Source organism: Stenotrophomonas sp. Br8 (genome assembly GCF_014763005.1).
Classification (GTDB): domain Bacteria; phylum Pseudomonadota; class Gammaproteobacteria; order Xanthomonadales; family Xanthomonadaceae; genus Stenotrophomonas; species Stenotrophomonas lactitubi.
Genome location: NZ_JACGTN010000015.1, coordinates 81,497 through 105,705, shown reverse-complemented (window position 1 = coordinate 105,705; position 24,209 = coordinate 81,497). Strand labels below are relative to the sequence as shown.

General features: G+C 64.3%; 18 protein-coding genes. 6 read left to right on the top strand and 12 right to left on the bottom strand.

All coding sequences use genetic code 11. The annotated features are described in order from the left end of the window. Position 1 precedes the first annotated feature (1 nt). A complete protein-coding gene (locus tag H3005_RS13320) occupies positions 2-733 on the bottom strand; it encodes a CoA transferase subunit A (RefSeq protein ID WP_100551502.1) in 732 nt (243 codons plus the stop codon). Between the two features lie 173 nt (positions 734-906). On the opposite strand from H3005_RS13320, the gene H3005_RS13315 reads away from it, so the two are divergent. Beyond that, on the top strand, positions 907-3,519 hold the full coding sequence (locus H3005_RS13315) for a DEAD/DEAH box helicase (protein WP_191078385.1): 2,613 nt from the start codon (positions 907-909) through the stop codon (positions 3,517-3,519). Positions 3,520-3,560: 41 nt separating this feature from the next. Here the strand turns inward: H3005_RS13315 and rfbD are convergent, their stop codons facing one another. From rfbD to rfbB, 4 genes are read right to left on the bottom strand one after another with little or no spacing between them, the layout of a single operon-like run. Further along, a complete protein-coding gene (gene rfbD, locus H3005_RS13310) occupies positions 3,561-4,460 on the bottom strand; it encodes a dTDP-4-dehydrorhamnose reductase (protein WP_191078384.1) in 900 nt (299 codons plus the stop codon). Continuing rightward, positions 4,457-5,014 (bottom strand): dTDP-4-dehydrorhamnose 3,5-epimerase, encoded by a 558-nt coding sequence (gene rfbC / locus H3005_RS13305; RefSeq protein ID WP_191078383.1) that lies wholly within the window; start codon positions 5,012-5,014, stop codon positions 4,457-4,459. The genes rfbD and rfbC overlap by 4 nt, the downstream gene beginning before the upstream one ends. Beyond that, entirely contained in the window at positions 5,011-5,898 is an 888-nt protein-coding gene (gene rfbA, locus H3005_RS13300) for a glucose-1-phosphate thymidylyltransferase RfbA (RefSeq protein ID WP_191078382.1), read from the bottom strand. Before rfbA ends, rfbC begins: the two co-directional genes overlap by 4 nt. 14 nt (positions 5,899-5,912) lie before the next feature. Beyond that, positions 5,913-6,968, bottom strand: coding sequence for a dTDP-glucose 4,6-dehydratase (gene rfbB, locus H3005_RS13295; RefSeq protein WP_191078381.1), 1,056 nt, complete (start codon positions 6,966-6,968; stop codon positions 5,913-5,915). A 279-nt stretch (positions 6,969-7,247) separates the two neighbouring features. Here rfbB and H3005_RS13290 point away from each other — a divergent pair, with 279 nt between their 5' ends. From H3005_RS13290 to H3005_RS13270, 5 genes are all read left to right on the top strand, one after another. Next, a complete protein-coding gene (locus H3005_RS13290) occupies positions 7,248-7,994 on the top strand; it encodes an electron transfer flavoprotein subunit beta/FixA family protein (protein ID WP_019660968.1) in 747 nt (248 codons plus the stop codon). Beyond that, positions 7,994-8,935 carry an electron transfer flavoprotein subunit alpha/FixB family protein gene (locus H3005_RS13285; protein ID WP_191078380.1) on the top strand — a complete coding sequence of 314 codons (942 nt, stop codon included), beginning with the start codon at positions 7,994-7,996 and terminating at the stop codon, positions 8,933-8,935. The genes H3005_RS13290 and H3005_RS13285 overlap by 1 nt, the downstream gene beginning before the upstream one ends. Positions 8,936-9,079: 144 nt before the next feature. After that, a complete protein-coding gene (locus H3005_RS13280; protein ID WP_100554677.1) occupies positions 9,080-10,438 on the top strand; it encodes a phosphomannomutase in 1,359 nt (452 codons plus the stop codon). 14 nt (positions 10,439-10,452) lie between these two features. Next, positions 10,453-11,862, top strand: a complete 1,410-nt coding sequence (locus tag H3005_RS13275) for a mannose-1-phosphate guanylyltransferase/mannose-6-phosphate isomerase (protein ID WP_191078378.1) — start codon at positions 10,453-10,455, stop codon at positions 11,860-11,862. A 3-nt stretch (positions 11,863-11,865) separates the two neighbouring features. Further along, complete coding sequence (locus tag H3005_RS13270; RefSeq protein WP_279324091.1) at positions 11,866-13,296, top strand: UbiA family prenyltransferase; 1,431 nt, start codon at positions 11,866-11,868, stop codon at positions 13,294-13,296. Positions 13,297-13,341: 45 nt separating this feature from the next. On the opposite strand, the gene H3005_RS13265 is transcribed toward H3005_RS13270, so the two are convergent. The 7 genes from H3005_RS13265 to H3005_RS13235 form a co-directional block, all read right to left on the bottom strand. Next, positions 13,342-14,478 carry a glycosyltransferase gene (locus H3005_RS13265; protein WP_191078377.1) on the bottom strand — a complete coding sequence of 379 codons (1,137 nt, stop codon included), beginning with the start codon at positions 14,476-14,478 and terminating at the stop codon, positions 13,342-13,344. Positions 14,479-14,480: 2 nt separating this feature from the next. Further along, on the bottom strand, positions 14,481-14,831 hold the full coding sequence (locus H3005_RS13260) for an EamA family transporter (protein WP_100554673.1): 351 nt from the start codon (positions 14,829-14,831) through the stop codon (positions 14,481-14,483). 62 nt (positions 14,832-14,893) lie between these two features. Next, positions 14,894-17,134, bottom strand: coding sequence for a hypothetical protein (locus H3005_RS13255; RefSeq protein WP_191078376.1), 2,241 nt, complete (start codon positions 17,132-17,134; stop codon positions 14,894-14,896). Between the two features lie 54 nt (positions 17,135-17,188). Then, positions 17,189-18,091 (bottom strand): GDP-mannose 4,6-dehydratase, encoded by a 903-nt coding sequence (locus tag H3005_RS13250; protein WP_191078375.1) that lies wholly within the window; start codon positions 18,089-18,091, stop codon positions 17,189-17,191. Then, entirely contained in the window at positions 18,075-19,112 is a 1,038-nt protein-coding gene (gene gmd, locus H3005_RS13245; RefSeq protein ID WP_191078374.1) for a GDP-mannose 4,6-dehydratase, read from the bottom strand. The genes H3005_RS13250 and gmd overlap by 17 nt, the downstream gene beginning before the upstream one ends. Continuing rightward, positions 19,109-22,789 (bottom strand): glycosyltransferase, encoded by a 3,681-nt coding sequence (locus tag H3005_RS13240; RefSeq protein ID WP_191078373.1) that lies wholly within the window; start codon positions 22,787-22,789, stop codon positions 19,109-19,111. The genes gmd and H3005_RS13240 overlap by 4 nt, the downstream gene beginning before the upstream one ends. Continuing rightward, positions 22,786-24,207 (bottom strand): FkbM family methyltransferase, encoded by a 1,422-nt coding sequence (locus H3005_RS13235; RefSeq protein ID WP_100554668.1) that lies wholly within the window; start codon positions 24,205-24,207, stop codon positions 22,786-22,788. The genes H3005_RS13240 and H3005_RS13235 overlap by 4 nt, the downstream gene beginning before the upstream one ends. Positions 24,208-24,209 lie beyond the last annotated feature (2 nt).

Sequence of the window (24,209 nt, the reverse complement as noted above, 5' to 3'; positions counted from 1 at the left end):
CTCAGTTGCCCTCCGCACGGATGGTGCGCTGTTCGATACGTTTTTCGGGAGTGGGGTTGTGCACGATGCGGTGCACGTAGATACCCGGCAGGTGCACCTGGTCCGGGTCGATGCTGCCGACCGGCACCACCTCCTCCACTTCCACGATGCAGACCTTGCCGGCCATCGCACAGGCCGGGTTGAAATTGCGCGCGGTCTTGCGGAACACCAGGTTGCCGGCCTCGTCGGCCTTCCAGGCCTTGACCAGTGCCACGTCGGCGCGCAGCGCGGTTTCCATCACGTAGTGCTTGCCGTCGAACTCACGGGTTTCCTTGCCTTCGGCCACCACCGTGCCATAGCCGGTAGCGGTGAAGAACGCCGGGATACCCGCACCACCGGCACGCAGGCGTTCGGCCAGGGTGCCCTGCGGATTGAATTCCAACTCCAGCTCGCCGGCCAGGAACTGCCGTTCGAACTCCTTGTTCTCGCCCACGTAGGACGAAATCATCTTCCTGATCTGCCGGGTTTCCAGCAGCTGGCCCAGGCCGAAGCCATCCACGCCGGCGTTGTTGGAGATCACGGTCAGGCCCTTGGCCCCACTGTCGCGCAGTGCGGCGATCAGTGCTTCAGGAATACCGCACAGGCCGAAGCCACCCACGGCCAGAACCTGGCCATCAGCGACCACGCCCTGCAGGGCATCCGCCGCAGAGGCGAAACGCTTGCTGCGCGTGCCGCTGGAAGTCGATTGCTGCATCTCTACTGCCCTACCCGGTGAGAATGCCGCCATTCTAGCGGTACACCCGTTGCCGGCTGGGATGCGCCGCAGCATGAACCAGCATGCCGGGCCCTCAATCCGTAGAATGTCCGCTTCCCCGCTTGCGGTGCCCTCGGCAACGCGTGCTGCAGATGGAGAGGACAGGACGACGCATGGCCGTAGTATTCACCGGAGGGGAACTGTCCCGCTGGCTGGATGCCGGGACACTGGGAAAGGGCAACCACCTCGTTTCGGCAGTGCGTGAACTGCGCTACCAGTCACCGCTGCTGACCGCCCAGCTCGAGGGCTGGCAGGTGTCGATCGACCTGGATGCCAGCGCCCGCACACCGCACAGCCCCCTGCAGAGTCGCTGCACCTGTCCGGTTGGCGGGCACTGCGAGCATGTCGCCGCCGTACTGCTGGCCGCGCTGGCAACCTCCCTGGAGGGTACGCCGGGCCTGCTGCGCCCGGCCGCCAAGCCAACGCTGCCCACCCTGCAGACCCAGGCGATGACGCCGATCCTCCATCTGCACAGCATGGAATACCGTCCCGCCTGGCTCACCGAACGCGATGCCTCGCAGTGGCTCGACGTTGCCACCGTCGCTTTCGAGTACGGCGAACACGTGCGTTTTCTCGACGACCCGTCGCTGTTCGTGCATGGCGCCGAGGGCCAGCTCTACCTGCTGCCGCGTGACCTGGCCGGGGAGGCACGGCGTGAAGCGGAATTGCACAGCGTCCACCTGCACCGCGAGCGGCAACCGCGCATCGTGCTGGACGGCGGCGGTCCATTGTTCGAGCTGCGCAGTTTCGACTGGACCCGCTTCCTGCTGGAGGATGTGCTGCGGTTGGAAGCGCTGGGCTGGAAGATCGAGACTGACGATGCCTTCCGCCATCGCATTACCCGGGTGGAGGAGATCGACCTGGATGTGCGGTCGATGTCCACCGACAGCGCTGCGTTCGACCTGGCCCTGACCATCGACGTCGATGGCCGCAGCGTTGCACTGGTTCCGCTGTTGCAGGGCGTACTGCAGTCTGATCCGCGCTGGCTGCGCGGTCAGCTGGACGCGATCGGCGATGACGAGAACGTACTGCTGACGACGTCGGGCAATGAACGCCTGGCACTGCGCGCGGGACGTCTGAAACCGGTGATCGCGCTGCTGGCGGATCTGTTCGGCGACCACGGGCAACCGCTGCGCCTGCAGGTGCACGACCGCGGGCGCCTGCAGGCACTGCAGGACGCCGCGCAGCTGCGACTGCACAGCAGCAACGATACCCGCGCACGCGTGCAGCGCCTGCTGGACGCACCGGCGATGACCGCTGTCCCGGCGCCGCAGGGCTTGCGCGCGACGCTGCGCAGCTACCAGCTTGAGGGCCTGTCCTGGCTGCAGTACCTGCGCCAGCAGGGCTTGGGCGGCGTGCTGGCCGACGACATGGGCCTGGGCAAGACACTGCAGACCCTGGCCCATCTCCTGGTTGAAAAACAGAGCGGCCGCCTGGACAAACCGGCGCTGGTGGTCATGCCGACGTCACTGTTGCACAACTGGCAGAGTGAAGCTGCGCGCTTCACCCCGGATCTGCGCGTACTGGCCCTGCACGGACCTGCGCGTGACACGCAGTTCGATGCCATTGCCGCACATGATCTGATACTGACCACCTATCCCCTGCTCTGGCGCGACGAACAGGCGCTGCAGGCGCATTCCTATCACCTGCTGATCCTGGACGAGGCACAGCAGGTGAAGAACCCCAGGTCGCGTGCAGCGGCCACGCTGCGCACGCTGCAGGCCCGTCATCGACTGTGCCTGACCGGCACACCGCTGGAAAACCATCTGGGCGAGCTGTGGACGCAGTTCGACTTCCTGCTGCCCGGGCTGCTCGGCAGCGAAAAGCAGTTCAACCAGCACTGGCGCCACCCCATCGAGCGCGGCAGCGACCGCCGGCGCGCACAGCTGCTGGCCCAGCGCATGCGCCCTTTCATCCTGCGCCGACGCAAGGACCAGGTCGCCTCCGAACTTCCGCCGAAGACGGTCATCACCCGCACCGTGGCGATGGAAGGCGGCCAGCGCGAACTGTACGAAACCGTGCGCGCGGCAATGGAAAAACAGGTCCGCGAAGCGATCAACGGCAGTGGGTTGGCGCGCAATCACATCGTGGTGCTGGACGCGTTGCTGAAGCTGCGCCAGGTCTGCTGCGATCCGCGTCTGCTGCCGGGCCATGCACCCGCGCGCACTGCCGGCTCGGCCAAGCTGGACCTGCTGCGCGAGATGCTGCCGTCCATGGTCGAAGAAGGACGTCGCATCCTGCTGTTCTCGCAGTTCACCGGCATGCTGGCCCTGATCGCGCAGGCATTGGATGCACTGGGCCTTGCCTACGTGACCCTGACCGGCGACACCCAGAACCGGGTCACACCGGTGCAGCGCTTCATGGACGGCGAGGTTCCCGTGTTCCTGATCAGCCTGAAGGCCGGCGGCGTGGGCTTGAATCTGACCGCCGCCGACACCGTCATCCACTTCGATCCATGGTGGAACCCGGCCGCCGAGAACCAGGCCACCGACCGTGCCCATCGCATCGGCCAGGATCAGCCCGTGTTCGTCTACAAGCTGATCGCCGCAGGCAGCGTCGAAGAACGCATCGCCGAGCTGCAACAACGCAAGGCCGAGCTGGCCGATGCAATCCTGGAGGGTGCTGGTGGCGCAGGTCCGCGCTTCGACGCAGCAGACCTGGAGGCGCTGCTGGCGCCGCTGCCGGGAGCCCCGCAGAAGTCGCGCAGGGTACTGCGCAGATCCTGAGTTGCAATCCCAGCAATGCAGGCAGACAGGGCTGAATTTCTTCAGGCTGGCGCAATCTCCGCCATTACCCGCTTCAGGCCATCCTGCCACGTCGGCAGCGCGATGCCGAAATCCTGCTGCAGCTTGCGGTTGTCCAGCACCGACCATGCCGGGCGCTGAGCCGGCGTCGGATACTCGGAGCTGGGAATCGCCTCGACGGCCGGCACCTTCGCCAACACGCCGGTAGCCAGCGCTTCGGCGAAGATCGCTTCGGCAAACCCGTGCCAACTGGTCTGCCCATCGGCCGTCAGATGCCAGGTACCGGACAACGATCCCGGATGCTGCAGCGCTTGTGCGGTGACATCGGCGATCAGCGCCGCAGGGGTCGGCGTACCGATCTGGTCGACCACCACCCGCAGCTGATCGCGTTCGGCACCCACGCGCAGCATCGTGCACAGGAAGTTCGCACCATGCGAGGCATATACCCACGCCGTGCGGAAGATCAGGTGGCGGCCACCCGCCGCACGCACCGCATCCTCCCCATCGCGCTTGCTGTTGCCGTAGACACCCAGCGGCGCGGTCGGCTCGTCCTCGCGGTAGGGCGTGCTGCCCTGACCATCGAAAACATAGTCGGTGGAGTAATGCACGAAAGGCACGCCATGCGCCGCACACCAGCGCGCGATCACGCCGGGAGCCTGCGCGTTGGCCGCGAACGCGGCCTTCGCGTCCTGCTCTGCGCGATCGACAGCGGTGTACGCGGCCGCGTTGATCACGACCGACGGCTGCAGGCGATCAAGCAATGCTGGCAGGCTGTCGGGCTGGCTGAAGTCAGCCACTTCGCAGGCGCTGCCATCGGGAAGCTGGCCGCTACGGGTCGTCGCAATCAACGGGCCCAGCGGGGCCAGCGCGCGCAGCAGTTCCTGACCGAGCTGACCGTTGCCACCGAACACCAGCATGCTCATGGCATGTACACCGGCAGGCGATCTTCGGTGATGTCCTTCAGGAACGGTGCGCTCTCGTCCTTGGCTGACAGCGTCGGGGCGCTGAGCGGCCAGTCCACGGCGATGTCGGCATCGTTCCAGCGTACGCCGGCGTCCACTTCCTTCACGTAGACATCGGTGCACAGATAGTGGAACAACGCCGTATCGGACAGCACGGCAAAGCCGTGCGCGAATCCTTCCGGAATCCAGAACTGTCGTTTGTTCTGCGCACTCAGGACCACCGCCTCCCACTGGCCAAAGGTCGGCGAGCCGCGGCGGATATCCACGGCTACGTCATACACCTCGCCTTCCAGCACGCTGACCAGCTTGCCCTGCGGTCGCGGCCACTGGTAATGCAGCCCCCGCAGCACGCCCTTGCTGGACGAGGAAACATTGCTCTGCACGAAACGATCCGGCAGCCCCAACCCACCAAATCGAGCAGCGTTCCAGCCCTCGAAGAAGAAGCCGCGCTCGTCTCCGAACACTGCCGGCTCGATCACCACGCAACCAGGCAGCTTGGTTTGAATCACTTTCACGGAACGACTCCACGTAGAGCGAGCTTGTGCAGGTATTGGCCATAGCCATTCTTGATCAGCGGCGCAGCCAGTGCTTCCAGCTGCTCTGCGCTGATCCACCGCTGACCGAAGGCGATTTCCTCCGGGCAGCAGATCTGCAGGCCCTGCCGGGTCTGGATGGTCTCGATGAAGTTGGATGCTTCCAGCAGCGACTGGTGGGTGCCGGTGTCGAGCCAGGCGTAGCCACGACCCAGCGCTTCCAGGTGCAGGTTGCCTTCGGCAAGGTAGCGCTTGTTGAGATCGGTGATCTCCAGCTCGCCACGCGGTGACGGCTTGAGCTCGGCGGCGTAGGCGCTGGCATTGCCGTCGTAGAAGTACAAACCGGTCACCGCATAATTGGAGCGGGGCTGTTCCGGCTTTTCCACCAGGTCTATGACCCTGCCGCTCTTGTCGAATTCGGCCACACCATAGCGCTGGGGATCGTTGACCCAGTAACCGAACACCGTCGCCCCGTGATCGCGGGTATCAGCCCGCCGCAGCATTTCGCTCAGCCCATGGCCGTGGAAGATGTTGTCACCCAGCACCAGGCAGCTCGGCTTGCCGCCGACGAAGTCCTTGCCGATCAGATAGGCCTGCGCCAGGCCATCGGGACTGGGCTGCACGGCGTACTGGATATCCATGCCCCACTGCGAACCGTCACCCAGCAACTGCTGGAACAACACCTGTTCGTGCGGGGTATTGATGATCAGCACTTCACGGATGCCCGCCAGCATCAGCACGCTCAGCGGGTAGTAGATCATCGGCTTGTCGTACACCGGCAGCAGCTGCTTGCTGACGCCTTTGGTGATCGGATACAGCCGGGTGCCGGAACCGCCGGCGAGGATGATGCCCTTGCGTTGGGTCATGTCGTGTCCTTGGTTCAGGCCGTGGTGCCGATGCGCTGCAGGCGATAGCTGCCGTCGAGCACGCCGTTCACCCATTCCTGGTTGTCCAGGTACCAGTCAACGGTGAAGCCGATTCCCTGTTCAAAGGTGTAGGCCGGTTCCCAGCCCAGGTCGTTCTTCAGCTTGGAGGCGTCGATCGCATAGCGGCGGTCATGGCCCGGGCGGTCGGTGACGTAAGTGATCTGGCTGCTGCGCGGCTGGCCATCCGCACGCGGGCGGCGCTGGTCCAGCAGCGCACAGATTGCCTGCACCACTTCGATGTTCTGCTTTTCCGAGTTGCCGCCGACGTTGTAGGTCTCGCCGACCTGACCCTTGGCCAGCACGGTACGGATCGCTTCGCAGTGGTCGGACACGAACAGCCAGTCACGCACCTGCTTGCCGTCGCCGTACACCGGCAGCGGCTCGCCGGCCAGCGCCTTGGCGATCACCAGTGGGATCAGCTTCTCGGGGAAGTGATAGGGGCCGTAGTTGTTGGAGCAGTTGGTGGTCAGCACCGGCAACCCGTAGGTGTGGTGGAACGCACGCACCAGGTGGTCCGAGGCTGCCTTGGATGCCGAGTACGGCGAATTGGGGGCGTACGGGGTGGTTTCGCTGAACTTGCCGGTCTCGCCCAGGGTGCCGTACACCTCGTCGGTCGAGACATGCAGGAAGCGGAAGGCTGCGCCCTGTTCAGCCGGCATCGCCTTCCAGTAATCGCGTACCGCCTCGAGCAGGCCGAGGGTGCCGACGACATTGGTCTGGATGAACGCGCCGGGGCCATCGATGGAGCGGTCAACGTGGCTTTCAGCAGCGAAGTTCAGCACCGCGTCCGGCTGGTACTCGGCCAGCAGGCGGGCAACCAGCGCGCTGTCGCCGATGTCACCATGCACGAACACGTGGTTGGGATTGCCGTCCAGGCTGGACAGGGTCTTCAGGTTGCCGGCATAGGTCAGCGCATCGAGATTGACGACCTTGACGCCGCGGGCGGCAGCCTCGAGAACGAAGTTACCGCCAATGAATCCGGCGCCGCCGGTGACAAGCCATGTGGGCACTACCTGATTCTCCTGTTCAATATGCACCTCGGCGCTGGGCACTCCGGCAACCTGAAAGGATACATCGGGCGCTCGTTCAGCACTGCTTCCCGGCCGTGAACAGCGCGCAGGGATCCCCTTGGAATGCGGCGCCGCAGCAAAACCATACGCATTCGCATGGTCGCCTTCGGCCAGTTAGAATCGGGGTCCCACCCCCGAACCGGTTGCTGTCGCAGAGCCGGACGTTCTCCAGCAACTGTGAGCCGGCCAGCGACCGGCACTACAAGGATCTCGTACCAGATGAAAATCCTCGTCGCGTACAAGCGCGTGGTGGACTACAACGTCCGCATTCAGGTCAAGCCGGACGGTTCCGGCGTGGTCACCGACGGCGTCAAGCTGTCCCCCAATCCCTTCGATGAAATCGCCCTGGAAGAAGCGTTGCGCCTGCGCGACAAGGGCATCGCCAGCGAAGTCGTGGTTGCCACCATCGCGCCGGCCGACGCCCAGGCGCATCTGCGCAACGGCCTGGCCATGGGTGCCAACCGTGCCATCCACGTGGTCACCGACCAGGCCATCCAGCCGCTGACCGCCGCCCGCACCCTGCTCAAGCTGATCGAGAAGGAACAGCCGGATCTGGTGATCCTGGGCAAGCAGGCCATTGACGACGACGCCAACCAGACCGGCCAGATGCTGGCCACCCTCTGGGGCCGTCCGCAGGCGACCTTCGCCAGCAAGCTCGAGATCGCCGACGGCAAGGCCACGGTGACCCGTGAAGTCGATGCTGGCCTTGAAACGCTGGAAGTCGATCTGCCCGCCGTGGTCACCACCGACCTGCGCCTGAACGAGCCGCGCTTCATCAAGCTGCCCGACATCATGAAGGCCAAGGCGAAGCCGCTGGAGACCCTGCAGCTGGCCGACCTCGGTGTTGAAGCCGCCGATACCTTCAAGACCACCCAGTACGCCGCGCCGTCCAAGCGCAGCAAGGGTGTGATGGTCAAGGACGCGGCCGAACTGGTCGCCGCACTCAAGCAGAAGGGGTTGCTGTAATGAGCAGGATTCTCGTCATCGCCGAGCACCACGACGGCAAGCTCAACGCCGCCACCGCCAAGACCGTCAGCGCTGCGGCCGCCATTTCCGGCGCCAGCATCGATGTGCTGGTGCTGGCTGCCGACCCGAACGCCGTTGCTGCTGAAGCGGCGAAGATCGCAGGCGTCGCCAAGGTCCTGACCGTGGCCAACGCTGCCAACGCACAGGCGTTGGCCCAGGTACTGGCCCCGCAGATCGCGCAGCTGGCCAAGGGCTACACGCACGTGTTCGGCCCGTCGACCACCTTCGGCAAGGACCTGATGCCGTGCGTGGCCGCCCTGCTCGGCGTCAACCAGGTTTCGGACCTGATGGCCGTCGAAGGCAGCCACACCTTCAAGCGCCCGATCTACGCCGGTAACGTGATCATCACCGTCGAAGCGCCGGCCGACCAGATCGTGGTCGCCACCGTGCGTGCCGCGTCGTGGCCGGAAGCCGCCCAGGGTGGCAGTGCCTCGGTTGAAGCCGCCAGCGTCGATGCGGCCCTGCCGAGCCACACCCGTTTCGTCGGCCTGGCCGCCGGCGCCAGCGACCGCCCGGACCTGCAGAGCGCCAAGCGCGTGGTCTCCGGTGGCCGTGGCGTCGGTTCGGAAGAGAACTTCAAGGTCATCTTCCAGCTGGCCGACAAGCTCGGTGCCGCCGTCGGTGCCTCGCGCGCCGCGGTCGATGCCGGCTACGTGCCCAGCGATCTGCAGGTCGGCCAGACCGGCAAGATCATTTCGCCGGAGCTGTACGTGGCCGTCGGCATCAGCGGTGCGATCCAGCACCTGACCGGCATCAAGGATGCCGGCACGATCGTGGCGATCAACAAGGATGGCGACGCGCCGATCTTCGAGATTGCCGATATCGGCCTGGTCGGGGATCTGTTCACGATCCTTCCGGAGCTGGAAAAGGCGCTGGCCTGAACCAAGCTCGGAGATGCCATGTAATCAAAGGGTTACATGGCATCCCTGATCGTATTGAGGCTCGCAGGGACGCGGCGCCGGATCACCCGTCCATGCAGCGCCTGTCGTTATAATCCGGGGTCAACCCGTGTAAGGACTGCATTGATGACGCTTCCGTGTTTCAAGGCCTACGACATCCGCGGCCGCGTCCCGGATGAGCTGGATGAGCGCCTTGCCCGGCGCATTGGCGCTGGTACGGCAGGATTGCTCGGCCCGGGACCGGTGGTTGTGGGGCACGACATCCGGCTGAGCAGCCCGGCCCTGTTGCAGGCAGCCATTGAAGGCTTGACCGCCAGCGGGCGCGAAGTCATCGACATCGGCATGTGTGGCACCGAGGAAGTGTATTTCCAGACGTTCCACCGCAAGGCGGCGGGCGGGATCATGGTAACGGCCAGCCACAATCCAATGGATTACAACGGGATGAAGCTGGTGCGCGACAGCGCCAAGCCGATCAGCGGCGACACCGGCCTGTTCGATATCCGCGACTTTGCTGCTTCCGACGCCCCGTTGGGCGACGGCAAGGGAACCGTCTCCAGCGATACCGACAAGACCGCCTATATCCAGCACCTGCTGGGTTATGTCGATGTAACCGCGTTGAAGCCGCTGAAGATCGTCACCAATCCGGGCAACGGTGGTGCCGGCATGATCATCGACGAGCTGGCCCCGCACCTGCCCTTCGAGTTCATCCGCATCCAGCATGAGCCCGATGGCAGCTTCCCGAACGGCATTCCCAATCCGCTGCTGCCGGAGAACCGCGCAGCTACCCGTGACGCGGTGCGCGCCAACGGTGCGGACTTCGGCATCGCCTGGGATGGTGATTTCGACCGTTGCTTCTTCTTCGATGCCGACGGCAATTTCATCGAAGGCTATTACCTGGTCGGCCTGCTGGCCACGGCACTGCTCGCCCGCCAGCCCGGCGGCAAGATCATCCACGACCCGCGCCTGACCTGGAACACCGTGGAGATGGTCGAGCAGGCCGGCGGCGTGCCGGTGATGAGCAAGACCGGACATGCTTTCATCAAGGAGCGCATGCGCGCCGAAGATGCCATCTATGGCGGCGAGATGAGCGCACACCACTACTTCCGCGAGTTCGCCTACTGCGATTCGGGCATGATCCCCTGGCTGCTGATTGCACAGCTGGTGTCGAGCAGCGGAAAGTCGCTGGGCGAACTGGTCGCCGACCGCATGAAGGCGTATCCCTGCAGCGGTGAAATCAACTTCCGCGTCGAGGATGCCAAGGCGACCGTGGCACGCGTGCTGGCCCATTTCGAACCGCAGCACCCGGTGCTGGATCGTACCGACGGGGTCAGCGCGGATTTCGCGGAATGGCGCTTCAACCTGCGCAGCTCCAACACCGAGCCGCTGTTGCGCCTGAACATCGAAACGCGCGGCAATGAGGCCCTGCTGCAGGACCGCATCCGTGAACTGACCGACTTGATCGGCGGCACGCCGGCAAATCACTGAGTAAAGGACGCATCATGACTCCCATCGTTCCCGTCATTCTTTCCGGCGGCTCCGGCACACGTCTGTGGCCGCTGTCGCGCGAGGCATACCCCAAGCAGTTCCTGCCGCTGGTCGGCGATGACACGATGCTGCAGGCCACCTGGAAGCGCGTCGCTTCCATTGCTGGTGCCGCGCCGATCGTGGTCGCCAACCAGGAACATCGTTTCATGGCTGCCGAGCAGCTTCGCGAGTGCAAGGTCCTGCCGCAGGCGTTGATCCTGGAGCCCGTGGGCCGCAATACCGCTCCGGCCATCGCCATCGCGGCCCTGCAGGCGCTGGCCGGTGGCAATGATGCATTGCTGCTGGTGTTGCCTTCCGACCATGTCGTGCGTAACGAAGCAGCCTTCCATGCGGCCGTGAAGCAGGCCGCAGTAGCCGCCGAAGCCGGCAAGCTGGTGACCTTCGGCATCGTGCCGACTGCTCCGGAAACCGGCTATGGCTACATCAAGGCCGCCACCGGCGAAGGCGTACGCGCGGTCGACCGGTTCGTGGAGAAGCCCGACCAGGCCACTGCCGAGAAGTACGTCGCCTCCGGCGAGTACTACTGGAACAGCGGCATGTTCCTGTTCAAGGCCTCGCGTTACCTGAAAGAGCTGGAGACCCTGCAGCCTGCGATCCTTGCGGCCTGCCGCGCCGCACTCGACAAGGCCGCCCGTGACAACGACTTCATCCGCCTGGATGCGGAAGCCTTCGCCGCCAGCCCGAACGACTCGATCGACTATGCGGTGATGGAAAAGACCGCCGATGCCGCGGTGGTTCCGCTGGATGCCGGCTGGAACGACGTGGGCTCGTGGTCCGCACTGTGGGAGGTATCCGACAAGGATTCCGACGGCAATGCCTGCCACGGCGACGTGATCGCGCTGGACTGCAAGGACAGCTATGCCTATGGCAATCGACTGATCGCGATGGTCGGCCTTCAGGACGTGGTCGTGGTGGAAACCGATGACGCCGTGTTTGTCGGCCACAAGGACCGCGTACAGGACGTCAAGGAAATCGTTGGCCAGATCAAGCGCGATGGGCGCAGCGAAGCTGCTGCACATCGCAAGGTCTACCGTCCATGGGGCGCGTATGACTCCATCGACAATGGTGCCCGGTTCCAGGTCAAGCGCATCACCGTCAAACCGGGTGCGACCCTGAGCCTGCAGATGCACCATCACCGTGCCGAGCACTGGATCGTGGTCAGCGGCACGGCCGAGGTTACCCGCGGCGACGAGGTCATCCTGTTGTCCGAGAACCAGAGCACCTACATCCCGCTGGGCGTGACCCATCGCCTGAAGAATCCGGGCAAGCTGCCGCTGGAACTGATCGAGGTCCAGTCGGGCAGCTATCTGGGTGAGGACGACATCGTGAGGTTCGAAGATCAATACGGCCGCGCGGGGGCCTGATCGGTGAGCGCATCCGGTGCCGGCCAGACAAGGCCTTTGTGTATTGACCTGGACGGCACCCTGCTGCTCAGCGACCTGCTTTACGAGACCTTCCTGCGGATGCTTGCACGACGGCCGTGGATGCTGTTCTTGTTGCCGGTCTGGTTGTTGCGCGGCAAAGCACACCTCAAGCATCAACTGGCCGTATACGGCGCTGGCGATCCGGCACTGCTTCCCTACGACCCGCGCGTGGTGGAGTTGCTGCAGGCCAGCAGCAATCGCAGGCGCGTACTGTGCACAGCATCCGACGCGGCGCTGGTGGAGCCGATCGCGCGCCACCTTGGCGTGTTCGACGACGTGTTCTGCAGTGACGGGCAAACCAATCTGGCTGGCCATCGCAAGGCCGAACTGCTGGTCAAGCAGTTTGGTGAGCGCGGCTTCGACTACATGGGCAACGCCCGGGTCGATCTTGCGATCTGGAAACACGCCCATTCGGCCTGGGTGGTCAATGCCAGCGCAGGCGTGGCGCGTGCGGCGGCCGGCTGCTCGCAGCTCGCCGCACACTGGCCCCGCGAAGGAGGCGGCCTGCGGGCGTGGCTCAAGGCAATGCGCATCCACCAGTGGCTGAAGAACCTGCTGGTGTTCGTGCCGCTACTGGCCAGCCACCGCTTTCTTGAACTGGAGACCTCGCTCGAGGCGGCAATGGCGTTCCTGGCGTTCGGGCTGTGTGCGTCCGGCGTGTATCTGTTCAACGATCTGCTTGATCTTGATTCGGACCGCCAGCACCCGCGCAAGCGCAAGCGCCCCTTCGCCTGTGGCAGGTTGGACCTGCGCTCTGGACTGCTGGCCACGCCGGTGCTCACCCTGGCCGGCTTCGCATTGGCTGCGGTGGTGGCGCCGTCGTTCCTGCTGGTGCTGGGCATCTACTTCTGCCTCACTCTGGCCTATTCGTTGCGGCTGAAGCAGGTGGTGATGATCGATGTGGTGATGCTGGCTGCGCTCTATACCATCCGCATCGTCGGTGGTGCGGCAGCGATCGACGTCACCCTGTCGTTCTGGCTGCTGACATTCTCGATGTTCATCTTCCTCAGTCTGGCCATGCTCAAGCGCTACACCGAGCTGCGCCTCACCCTGGCCAGTGGCAAGCAGAAGCCCAGCGGGCGCGGCTACCACGTCGAGGACCTTGGCCTGGTGCAGAACCTGGGCACCGCTTCGGGCCTGGCCTCGGTGCTGGTGCTGTGCCTGTACATCAACGCACCGGAAAGCCAGAACCTGTACGGGCACCCACTGTTCCTGTGGCTGCTGTGCCCAGTGCTGCTTTACTGGATCTGCCGCACCTGGCTGCTGGCCCATCGTGGGCAGATGCACGATGACCCCGTCGTGTTCGCGGTCAAGGATCCCGGCAGCCTGGTGACCGTGCTGGTGGGTGGTCTTTCGGTGTTGGCCGCGATCTGAGCGGCCTTGGCCCGCCCGGCTGGCGAAGGCACGCCGGGCTGCGGCTCAGCGTGCCTGAGCGTCCCGTGCGCTGTTCAGCAGCATGGCTTCCTGCAGATCGAAAAAGCGCCGCAGTGGGTAGGCCCGCAAGGCCTGTTCGCGCACGCCGGCCCGGCTGAGCACCCCCTGGCTTGCCATCAGACGCTGCATTGCCCCGGCCAGCGCCACGGCATCGCCAATCGGCACGACCTCGCCATTGCCGGTGTTCTGCACGATGGTCCGGACGCCGGGCAGGTTTGAAGCAATCACCCGCGCGCCGCTCAGCATCGCCTCCAGCTGCACCATGCCGAATGCTTCGTAGCGGTTGACGCTGGGCAGGACCAGTACGTCCAAGTCCGCATAGAACGCCTGCAGCTCCTGCTCGCTGACGCGACCGCGCACTTCCACGGCATCACCCAGCGCTGCGATGCTGCCGTGGATGGCATCCATTATTCCGCCGCCCGCGATGTTGTGGGTATCGCCAACCAGTACCAAGCGAACACGATCGCCATGTTGGGCATGGACCTGGGCGAATGCGTCCAGCAGCACGGGCAGGCCTTTCTCGACCACGAATCGCCCGACGAAGCCGAAGCGGAACACGTCGTCCGTGGGGGCCTGGACTTCACTCCAGGGCATTGCCTTCATCGGCGCCAGCACCTCGTGCTGTTTGTCGCGGATTCCGGACAACCACGCCGACGAACTGGCGTAGTCATGGGTGAGGACACCGACGTCGCGAGCGCGCCGAGTAGCCAGCCAGCAGGATATGCGGGTGACATTGACCGCCAGCCGATCCAGCAGCCCCCCCACCACGGCCATGTCGCACTGGTAGTTCACCACCAGCTTGCGACGCGGAACCAGCATCGCCAACACGCCGGATTCAAGCATCGGCATGTGAAGGTTCACCACATCGTGCTGCTTGGCAAGCTGCCGGAACCAAGTGATGAACTTCCAGCTCAGCACGCCCTTGTGCATGCGGGCGAAGACCGGGGCGCGCACCACACGTACGCCATTGAGCGTTTCCTCCACCGGCAGCGCCACGTCGTGCTGGGTAGTCAGCACGGTGATCTCATGCCGATGGGCAAGGTCTTCGGCCAACATTCGCGCGAACTCGGTCACGCCGCTCATATAGGGCGTGTAGTAGGTCAGAACGATCAGGATCTTCATGCTCAGCTCGCGCTCACCAGAACCACACCCAGCACGATCAGGCCGATGCCGGCCATGCGCAGCGGGCCCACCTGCTCACCCAGGAACAGCACGGCCAGTACCGGCGTCACCACGTAGGTCAGAGCAATCATCGGCTGCAGCTTGGTGAGCGGCATGAACTTGAGCAGTACCACCCACGACACCAGCGGAATCATCTGCAGGATGAATCCACTCACCAGGGGGGCATTCTTGACCGCCGAGAGCAGCATCGGCATCAGGCCGTCGGCGTAGGTCACGCGTTCGGCCCCCACTTTGAGCAGCACCGTGCCGCATGCACCGAGAAGGACGAGTCCGAAGACAAGAAGGAGTTGCATGGAAGACCTCTTGCGCCGCAGTCATTGCTGGGCGCTGTTCGATGGATGCTGCCAGGGGCCAGTCATTCTGCCTGACGGGCCGGCACGTTGCAGCTGATGCGCGCCCGCGAGACGTCAGCAAACAGGGGGCGGGAGTCGCCGGAAATGCCCAGCGACTGCGGCGACGCAATCTGCCAGTCCGGTACCAGGGTTATGACGGAACTACCCTTCGGCAGGTCCAGGCTGATCTGACCGGTCTCCAGGCTCTGCAGCGTGGGGCCCTGTCTGCCGTTGACCGTTACCTGGATCCGCCCCGCTCCAGGGGGGTGCAGCAACCTCAGGTCGACCTGCAGGCGGGCACCGGCGCAGTCCTTCGGCACAAAGGTTTCCAGGCTGAAGCGCCCCTGGGTCCAGCAGTGATCCTGCTCGCAGGTATGCCAGCCCCTGCCCGCCTGTGCCAGCGGCAGCTGTCCTGACTGCAGCGAGTAAAGCGCGAAGGTTGGATCCTCTACCACGGGCGCCGCGCCAAGCTGCAACGCCGGCGCCGCACCCGGGTGCTTCAGCACCAGTAGCCAATCCGGCGAATCCGCACGGCGCAGGCTGTCGTTGAACAACGCATCGCTGTAGCCCACCGGATCACGGCCGCGGTCGGCCATGCGTGCACGCGCACCACGGCGGTGCAGCTCCAGGATGGCGAAGTCCTGCTTCACGTACTGATCAGGCCCGACCACCGCGGAAACATCGATGATCACCTCATCGCCTGCCTGCGGCAGTCTGAGCGCTGCGGACAGCGTGTGGGAAATTCCAGACGGCACGTGTGAGACCAGGATCGCGCGGGACCGCACGGCATAGGCCGCCGACAGCGCGGCCAGGATGGCCATGAGCAGAATGACCCCACCCATGCGTCCCCGGCGTCGTGAATGCCGCAGCAGCAACCAGGCCAGCAGGGCGCCCCAAGCGGGCCCAAGGACCTGAACCAGCTTGTGCTCGCCATACTGGTAGCCGTGGCTCTGCACATAGATGACCAGCAGTCCGCTGGCGGCCAGCAAGCCGACGAAGAAGCGCCAGCGCTGTTCACGGATCGACAACCAGCCCGTGGCCGCCATCAGCAACAGGCCCAGCATCACCGCTTCGGGGTTGACCGCGGGCTGTGCGGTCATCAACAGACCGGCAAACGGCGCAGCCAACCACCAGCCCCAGAACGATTGCTGGATGTACCAGCTCGGCCAGGAGGACTGCGCCACGATGCCGCTGACCTGCGTATAGGAGGCGATGAGCTCGGGCAGCATCCGGTTGAGCACCACGGCACAGGCCACCATTGTCATCACGCCGCCGAGCAGGAACACGCGCCAGGAACGCATCCACAGGGCCGTGGTCACCACCGCCAAGGCCACCACCAGGCAGGCGTGGACTGCTGCTTCGCCATAAACAATGCCGACGCAGCCCGCCGCCGCACCCAGCATGATCCATTTCACGAGCGGCGATGGCATCGGGCTGAGCGCCCACAGCACGATCATCATGAGCACAGCGCCGGCCATCGCCGTTCCGATGTTCTCGTTGATTACCGACAGCATCATGCCGGTGCCCGCCATGCACAGCACCGCCAGCAGGAACGCCACCACGCTGCCACGCGGAACCCGATGCCCACCGCCGAAGCGGCCGGCCATCGATGGCAGCATGCCAATCACCGGGAACAGCGCGGCGCCGCCGATCATCGCCCGCACCTGGTTGGGACCTGCGTCAGGCACGAAGCTGGATGCCAGTGCCAGCAGGGTGTACGCGCCATTGCGCTGTACGACGCAGCCATTGCCGATGAACTGCATGCCCTGGCCACATTGCCCCAGCGACCACTCGCGCACAACGGTCGCCTGGTCAACCGACAGCGGATGCTGCATGGCCCATTTGGCACCGCCGTAGAAGAACACCAGATCATGGTTGGTGCCTTCAAGCATCCACAGATGGCGTGTAGCGAAGGCCAGGTCCCAGCAGGCGACCACCAGCGTTCCGGCCAGCACGCTGATCGTGAACGCCCAGATCGATGCATGCGCCAGTGGATCGGCACTGCCCCGGCGCAACGCCACTGCAATGCCAACCACGCCTGTGACCAGGAACACCGGGAAGACGATATAGCCTGGCAACCAGGCATTGGCGTTCATCAGCAGCGCCAGCACGCACACCAGCGCCAGCAGCAGCGACTGCACCGGCCCGATCGACCTCACGCGCTGGCTCCAGCGGTTGCCCAGCGACGCCAGCAGGGTGGACGTACCGATGATTGCCAGGCACATCGCCAGCGCCGGCGCGATCAGTTGCCAAAGATGATGCACTAACGTCTCTCCCCTGCCTGAAAAGCCTGACCCAGCAAGTGGATCAGGCCTCTGTCAGGCCGTTGTACCGGCCTGGTAAATCCAACGAAGCGTCTCGCTCAAATCAAATTCCGGCAGTGGACCCACCGCGGCAAGCAGCTTGCCATTGTCGCCGCGCAACGACTTGACCTCGTTGGCGCGTACGAATGCGGGATTGACCTTCACTTCGATATCGCGACCGGAGATCCCGCGCATGCGTTCAATGACCTCCTGCAATGAATGCTCCTGGCCGGAACACACGTTGTATGTCTGGCCACTGCCGTCCATCGCCAGCAGTCCTTCATAGGCAGCAGCAACACCGCGCACGTCGTTGAAATCGCGTGAAACGTCGGTGTTGCCCAGTTCGATCACATCGGCGCCGCGGCGGAAATGCGCCACGATCTTCGGGATCAGGAACTTCTCGTCCTGGCCCACTCCGGTGTAGTTGAACGGACGCACCAGGGTCAGCGGCAGACGATCGGCCCACAGGGCAGCCATGGCCTCCATCGCCATCTTGCTGACCGCGTAATCGTTCTGCGGCGACAAGGGGGCCTGCTCATCCAGTACGCCGGAAGCATTGCCGTAGACATTTGCACTGCTGGCCAGCAGCACATTGGCCGGCATCTGCTCCAGCGAGGCCAGTGCCTCCAGCAGGTTGCGCGTGCCCACCACGTTGACCCGGTAGATCTCGTCAGCGTCGCCATGGGCGACGAATGAGATTGCGGCCAGGTGCACCACCCGCTGCGGCCGTACTTCGGCGATGCGCTGCTTGATGGCAGCGCGGTCGAGCAGGTTGACCGGCGCCCCGGCATCGCCGGGACTCAGGTCGTGCACTTCGCAGCCGGCAACCCGCAGGCGCTCGATCACGTAGCGACCGGTGAACCCGGACGCCCCGGTGACCAGCACGCGCTGGCCCGACAACTCAGAACGAGAAGCCACGCTCGTTCCTCTTCAGGTCGGCCTCGACCATCATCTGGCACAGCTGCTCCAACGAGGTCTGCGGCTTCCAGCCGAGGATACGCTCAGCCTTCTCCGGATTGCCGATCAGCAAGTCGACTTCGGCTGGGCGATGGAACTTTGGATTGATACGCATCACGGTCTTGCCGCTGGCGGTATCGATGGCGACTTCATCGACGTCCTGGCCCTTGAACTCGACATTGATGCCAGCACCCTTGAACGCCATGCTGACGAAATCACGCACGGTTTCGGTGCGGTTGGTGGCGAGCACGAAGGTATCCGGCTGATCGACCTGCAGCATGCGCCACATGCCTTCCACATACTCCTTGGCAAAGCCCCAATCGCGCTTGGCGTCGAGGTTGCCCAGTTCCAGCACATCCAGCTGGCCCAGCTTGATCTTGGCCACCGAGTCGGTGATCTTGCGGGTCACGAACTCACGGCCGCGCAGCGGGCTTTCGTGGTTGAACAGGATTCCGCTGGAACCGAAGATATTGTAGCTCTCACGGTAGTTCACGGTGATCCAGTGCGCGTAGAGCTTGGCCACGCCGTACGGGCTGCGCGGGTAGAACGGGGTGTCCTCCACCTGCGGCACGGCCTGCACCTTGCCGAACATCTCCGAGGTCGACGCCTGGTAAAAGCGAATCTTCGGGTTGACCAGGCGGATCGCTTCCAGCAGGTTCAGCGCGCCCACACCGGTGATCTGCGCGGTGGTGCTCGGCTGGTCGAAGCTGACGCCGACAAAGCTCTGCGCAGCGAGGTTGTAGATCTCATCCGGCTGGATCTTCTGCACCATCGCCAACGAGGCGCCCAGATCGGTCAGGTCGTACTCGACCAGGTGCAGGTTCGGGTGGTTGGTCACGCCCAGCTCATCCAGACGCCAGAAGTTGACCGAACTGGTGCGACGGTAGGTGCCGTGCACTTCGTAGCCCTTCTCCAGCAGAAGTTGGGTGAGATATGCGCCGTCCTGACCGGTGATGCCCGTGATGATCGCTTTCTTCGTCATTGCTTCTCTTCCAGATGATTGAACATGTTCGGAACCGGGCCCTGCCGGCGCTTGCGCACGAGTTGGCGCGCCATGGAATCCAAGCGGCGGGCCAGCGCAGGATACCGATGTTCGGCCCGCCATTGTGCGGCGCGGTGCTGTACCTCGGCCACGGCCGGAGTGTCTTCACGGCTGGCACGGAGCAGCTGCGTGAGGCCGGCCGCCAGGTCGGCGGGTGAAGTGCCTGGCAGCCGATGCACGACATCGCCGACGTTGTCGAAGATGGCCAGCGGCGTTACCGCCACCAGGCGGCCCGATGCAAGCCCGTAGCGGACGGCCGCACTGGATGATTCGCCCGTGCCCTGGTAGGGGAACACCACTACATCGGCCTGGACCAGCTCCTGCATGCTTTCCTGGTCGCGCAGGAATCGCGTGACCATGCGCACTCGCGATTGCAGTCCATGCTGAACCACGCGGGCCGCAGCCTGCTCGATCTGGTCACGCGAGACGCTGACCGGATACTCGGCATTGATCATGGCCAGTTCGACATCCACGCCCTGCCCTGCCATCAGCGCGACGGCGTCGATCAGCTCCAGCAAGCCCTTGTGCGGCAGGAAGAAGCCATAGGACACCACGCGCAGGCGCGCTCCGACTGGCCGGGCCGGTGTTTCGGCCGGTTCCAGGATGCCGTGCGGGAACATTGCCGTATTGTGCTCGACGCCGATGTCCTTGAGCCGGTTGAGGTCATGGATCGAATGGACCAGCACCCGGTCGCAGCGCGCCAGCACGGGCGCCAGATCACGCAGGCGCTTGCGCGGATTTTCCGCAGCGTCGACCGTGGCATGCATCATCAGGATGATCACGCGTCCTGCCGCCTGCTGACGATCCAGGAACGCCGCAAACGCCGGGAAATCGAAGAAGCCATATTGGAACTGGATGATCAGCGTGTCCAGCTTCAAACGCTCGACCTGCTGCTCCAGGCGCTCCAGCATGTCACCTTCACCCTGGCGCCAGCAGCGCACCACTTCCGGACCATCCTTGAAGGTGCGGTCCTCGGCCTCGGCCGCCAGGATCGCGGCGGGAGTACCGCCACTTTCCACCAGGTAGCTGGCGTAGCTGGCAACGCCGCAGCGGGTGTTCCAGCTGGTGACCCAACCGATCCGTGCCTCGGGCAGCGTCGGCTGGGCAGCGAAGGTACGTACATCGTGTTCCAGGCGCTCAGCGGCATCGGACCACTTGAAGCGGGACAGCAGCAACCGGCGCGCCGCGTCGACCTTTGCCTGGATTCGTGCCGGATCGGCGCTGCGTACCTCGCGCATTGCAGCGGCCAGCGCATCGACATCAGGCTCGGCCCAGACAGAATTGCGCAGGTTGAAGTGCGTCGCCGCCTGCACAAACCGATAGTCCACCATCCAGGCGGTATCGTCATTGCAGAAGTCCCGCTGTCCGCCCCAGTTGGTGGTGATCACAGGCAGCCCGCCCAGCATCGCCTCGGCCAACGGCAGGCCGAAGCCTTCGGCCCTGCTCGGCGCAAGCAGTGCATCGCAGGCGGCGTACAGGTGCTTGAGCTGGGCGTCGCTGACATCGTCCTCGATGATGTGCACGTCGGGATAGCGCGGATTGCCGCGGCGCGCATCCGCCAGCCAGCGGTGCACCTCATTGTGCGGGTTGGCGAAGGTCTTGATGACCAGGCAGACGTCATCATCGGCGCTGAACGCCTTGCCATAGGCCACCAGCATCGCATCCACGCCCTTGCGCGGGAAGCATGAGGAAACGTGCAGGAAGCGGAAACCGTTGCCGGGAACCGGATAGGTCATATCCGCCACGACCTGTTCCCAATGGTCCACGCCGTTCCAGCAGACGCCCAGCGGTACCGACACACCGTTGTCGATCATGATTTTCTCGACATGGTGTGAAACGCAGGAAATGCCCTGCAGGCTGTCGTTGAACTCCTCCACCCAGTCCTGCGGGAAGCCACTCTCCTCCCACGGGTAGGCATGCAAAAGGTTCATGCGTGCACGCGCGTCGGCCACCCTCGGCGGATACAGCAACCGGCTGGTGACATCCACCTTGTCCTCGGCCATGGCGACCACGGCTTCATGCAGCGCAGCCACACGGGGATTGCGCGCGAGGAAGTCCGCCGACGGCTCGAAATCGCCAGGGCCTTCGGTGGAATGCAGGCCAACGCGGTGCCCACGCTCGACCAGTGCTTCGGCCAGGCAGCGGTTGACCAGGGCAAGGCTGTAGCTGCTGTCGAAAGGCCCCTCCACGCGCCAGGCCAGAGAGGCAGGCAGCTCACCGCCCCGGGCAAGCGCTTCGTTGGTTGCCATGGCCGAAGAGATGAACGCCGCCGCCTGCTGCAGCTCGAACGGCTCGGGCTCACAGCCAACGTCCAGCCTACCCACCGACTGCACCAGGGTGCGATAGCTGGCGTCTAGCGCGGGGCGCGAGGTGATCCAACGGCGATCACGCGAAGATCGTTGCGAGGCGACGGCTTCCATCGCCTGCAACGCCGCTTTGGCCGAGTTGTCCCATGAAAACGATGCCGCCTGGCGTGGTGCATGAGCACGCAGCTCGTCAGCGAACGAGGTGTCTTCCAGCACCCGCTGCATGGAGCGGGCAATGGACGCAGGTTCCTTCGGATCGAACAGCGCGTCCTCGCGCCCGATGACCTCCGGCACACTGGTCGTGCCCGAACCGATGGTCGGCGCGCCACAGGCCATGGCCTCCAATGCCGGCAGACCAAACCCTTCGTGCAGCGACGGGAATACGAACGCCGCCGTCGCGCTGTACAGCGCGATCAGTTCCTCATCGGTGATGTAACCGGTGAACACCACCTGGTTGGCCACCCCCAGCTGCCCAGCCAGGGCATCGAAGTTGCGACGGTCGTGCTCGGATACCTTGCCAGCGATGACCAGCTGGGTCGATGCACGCACAGCCGGGTCCATCAACGCGAAGGCGCGCAGCAGGCCATCGGCATTCTTGCGCGGCTCCATCGCGCCGCTGTACATCACGTAGCGTCCACGCAGGTTGAAGCGCTCGTGCAGCATCGCCCGCTCGCGGTCACCGATGGCCATCGGCACGAAGTGCGGGGAGATGGCCGAGGAGATGTTGACCACGCGCGCCGGATCGATGTCCAGCGCCTGCAGGGCTTCCTGGCGGGCATGCTGGGAGATCGACAACAGCAGGTCCGCGCGCTTGAGCGACTCGACTTTGTCCATGTACCAGGAGCGCACCCAATCCGACGCCAGGTAGACCTCGGGGTTGAGCAGCGGAATCAGATCGTAGAGGGTTACCGCCGTGGCAGCCTGCACACCCGGCAGCTTTCCGATCGAGCCCACGGCGCCACCCTGCGAGCCTTCGAAAAGACTCGAGACATGCACAAAATCAGGCTGCAACCCATCCAGGAAAGCTTCCCACATCAACTCGGAACTACTGCGGCGCCACGCATTGCCCGCATTCGGCCAGCCGACGCGACTGAAGGTCTCGAACTGGCGGATGCGTTCTTGTGGCACCAGGCCATCAAGGGCCTGCCGGATTTCGCCGATACCATCGGGGAAGGTACCGTTGACCGCCACCCATATTTCGTGGTCGCCAGCGTTGCGGGCCATGGCTTCGGCCAGTGAGGTCGAATAGCGGCCGATGCCACGGAAGCGGCTCTCGGTCTGTGCACCCTGCAGGTCGATCAGAACTCTCATCGGACGGCCCTTTCATTCCTTGAACGCTTCAGGTCTTCCAGCACCCGCCAGGCGCGGCGGTCCAGGTGAACGACCGTGACATCGTGCTCATTGCCTTCCATCGCTGCCAGGTGCCCGCGTTCAATCTCGAACAACTGCTCGTGGATGGCGATCTTCTGCAGGCGGTTGTAGAGGAAGGGAACACGCGCCACCAGCGGCTTGGCCACTCGCCGCAACCAGGGCGCTGCCATGGCGAACTTCAGCGCGCGCACCGTCAACGGGCGCAGCGCGCGCTTCATGCGGCCCAGAACGCTCGCGGACAGCCGGCGACGCACAGCACGGAATGGCCGGGTCAGCTGCCAGGAACGGCTGCTCTCGATCGTATTCAACTGCGCAAGAAGCTGTTCGTGCGCGAGCCACCAGCGATGGGCTTCCTGCTTGCCTTTCGCAACCTGTGCGATCAGCTCATGCAATTCGCCCAGGGCCTTCTTGTCCAGCAGCGTTCGTTCACGCTCATGTTCGGCCACCAGCGTCTGCTGCGCCACCGCCATTGCATGGACCGCACCGTCATACTCGCTGCGCAGCTTGTCCAATGCCCTGGAATGCTGGTCTGCGGCTTCGGCAAGCTGTATCCGTTCGTTCTCCAGCTCCTCGTCCAGTGCACGGATGCGGGCATCCAGCTCCTGTTCGCGCTGGCCGGAAACCATCTGCAGGTCGTGGTATGCAAGGTTGAGCTGCGAACAGAACTGCGAGCTGGAGCTGAGACTGAATTCATCGAATACGTTCGGACCGCTTTCGAATGCTGCATCCAGCTCGGGATGCTGTGGGCTTGCATAGAAACGGTTCAGCCCATCGAAATACACGAAGCGATAGCCCTTGCCCAGCAGAATGGGTTCCCACTGCTGGTGGGATTGTTCGGAGCTCAATGGCCGGGTGCTTTCCACCACGACCAGCCAGGGCAGGCGGTCATCATGCTGCCAGCCGCGCAGCACCAGTTCCTCGGCACCCTCCACATCGACCTTCAACCAGTGGATTTCGCTTGCGACCACCTGCTCCAGCACGGCATCGAGCGTGAGTGCCGGCACGCGCACGTCGGACACGCTGAACCCTGCATCACGGTGCTCGGCGGCGATGAGCGGATCGGTGGTGCTCAGGCCAGTATCGGCGATGTTGAAGAACTGCAGGATGCCCGGCTGGTCGCTGACTGCGACCTGCAGGACCACTTCCTCCGGCCGACGTTCGCGCAGAAGGTTGGCGTACTGAGGAGTGGGTTCGACATGCACGCCGCGCCACCCATGTTCGTAGAACATGCGGCTGACCGAATCGGTATCCGGACTCTGTGCGCCGACGTCGACATAACAGCCGTTTGGCACGTGCGACAGCGCGCGCCACAGCATCACGTCTTCGAAGTTCTGCGCGTATGAAATCAGCTTTGACATGA

Coding starts and splice junctions, on each gene's coding strand:
- H3005_RS13285 (WP_191078380.1), top strand. CDS start 7,994: ATGAGCAGGATTCTCGTCATCGCCGAGCACCACGACGGCAAGCTCAAC.
- H3005_RS13280 (WP_100554677.1), top strand. CDS start 9,080: ATGACGCTTCCGTGTTTCAAGGCCTACGACATCCGCGGCCGCGTCCCG.
- H3005_RS13260 (WP_100554673.1), bottom strand. CDS start 14,831: ATGCAACTCCTTCTTGTCTTCGGACTCGTCCTTCTCGGTGCATGCGGC.
- H3005_RS13315 (WP_191078385.1), top strand. CDS start 907: ATGGCCGTAGTATTCACCGGAGGGGAACTGTCCCGCTGGCTGGATGCC.
- rfbD (WP_191078384.1), bottom strand. CDS start 4,460: ATGAGCATGCTGGTGTTCGGTGGCAACGGTCAGCTCGGTCAGGAACTG.
- H3005_RS13320 (WP_100551502.1), bottom strand. CDS start 733: ATGCAGCAATCGACTTCCAGCGGCACGCGCAGCAAGCGTTTCGCCTCT.
- H3005_RS13275 (WP_191078378.1), top strand. CDS start 10,453: ATGACTCCCATCGTTCCCGTCATTCTTTCCGGCGGCTCCGGCACACGT.
- H3005_RS13240 (WP_191078373.1), bottom strand. CDS start 22,789: ATGAGAGTTCTGATCGACCTGCAGGGTGCACAGACCGAGAGCCGCTTC.
- rfbA (WP_191078382.1), bottom strand. CDS start 5,898: ATGACCCAACGCAAGGGCATCATCCTCGCCGGCGGTTCCGGCACCCGG.
- H3005_RS13265 (WP_191078377.1), bottom strand. CDS start 14,478: ATGAAGATCCTGATCGTTCTGACCTACTACACGCCCTATATGAGCGGC.
- H3005_RS13235 (WP_100554668.1), bottom strand. CDS start 24,207: ATGTCAAAGCTGATTTCATACGCGCAGAACTTCGAAGACGTGATGCTG.
- gmd (WP_191078374.1), bottom strand. CDS start 19,112: ATGACGAAGAAAGCGATCATCACGGGCATCACCGGTCAGGACGGCGCA.
- H3005_RS13290 (WP_019660968.1), top strand. CDS start 7,248: ATGAAAATCCTCGTCGCGTACAAGCGCGTGGTGGACTACAACGTCCGC.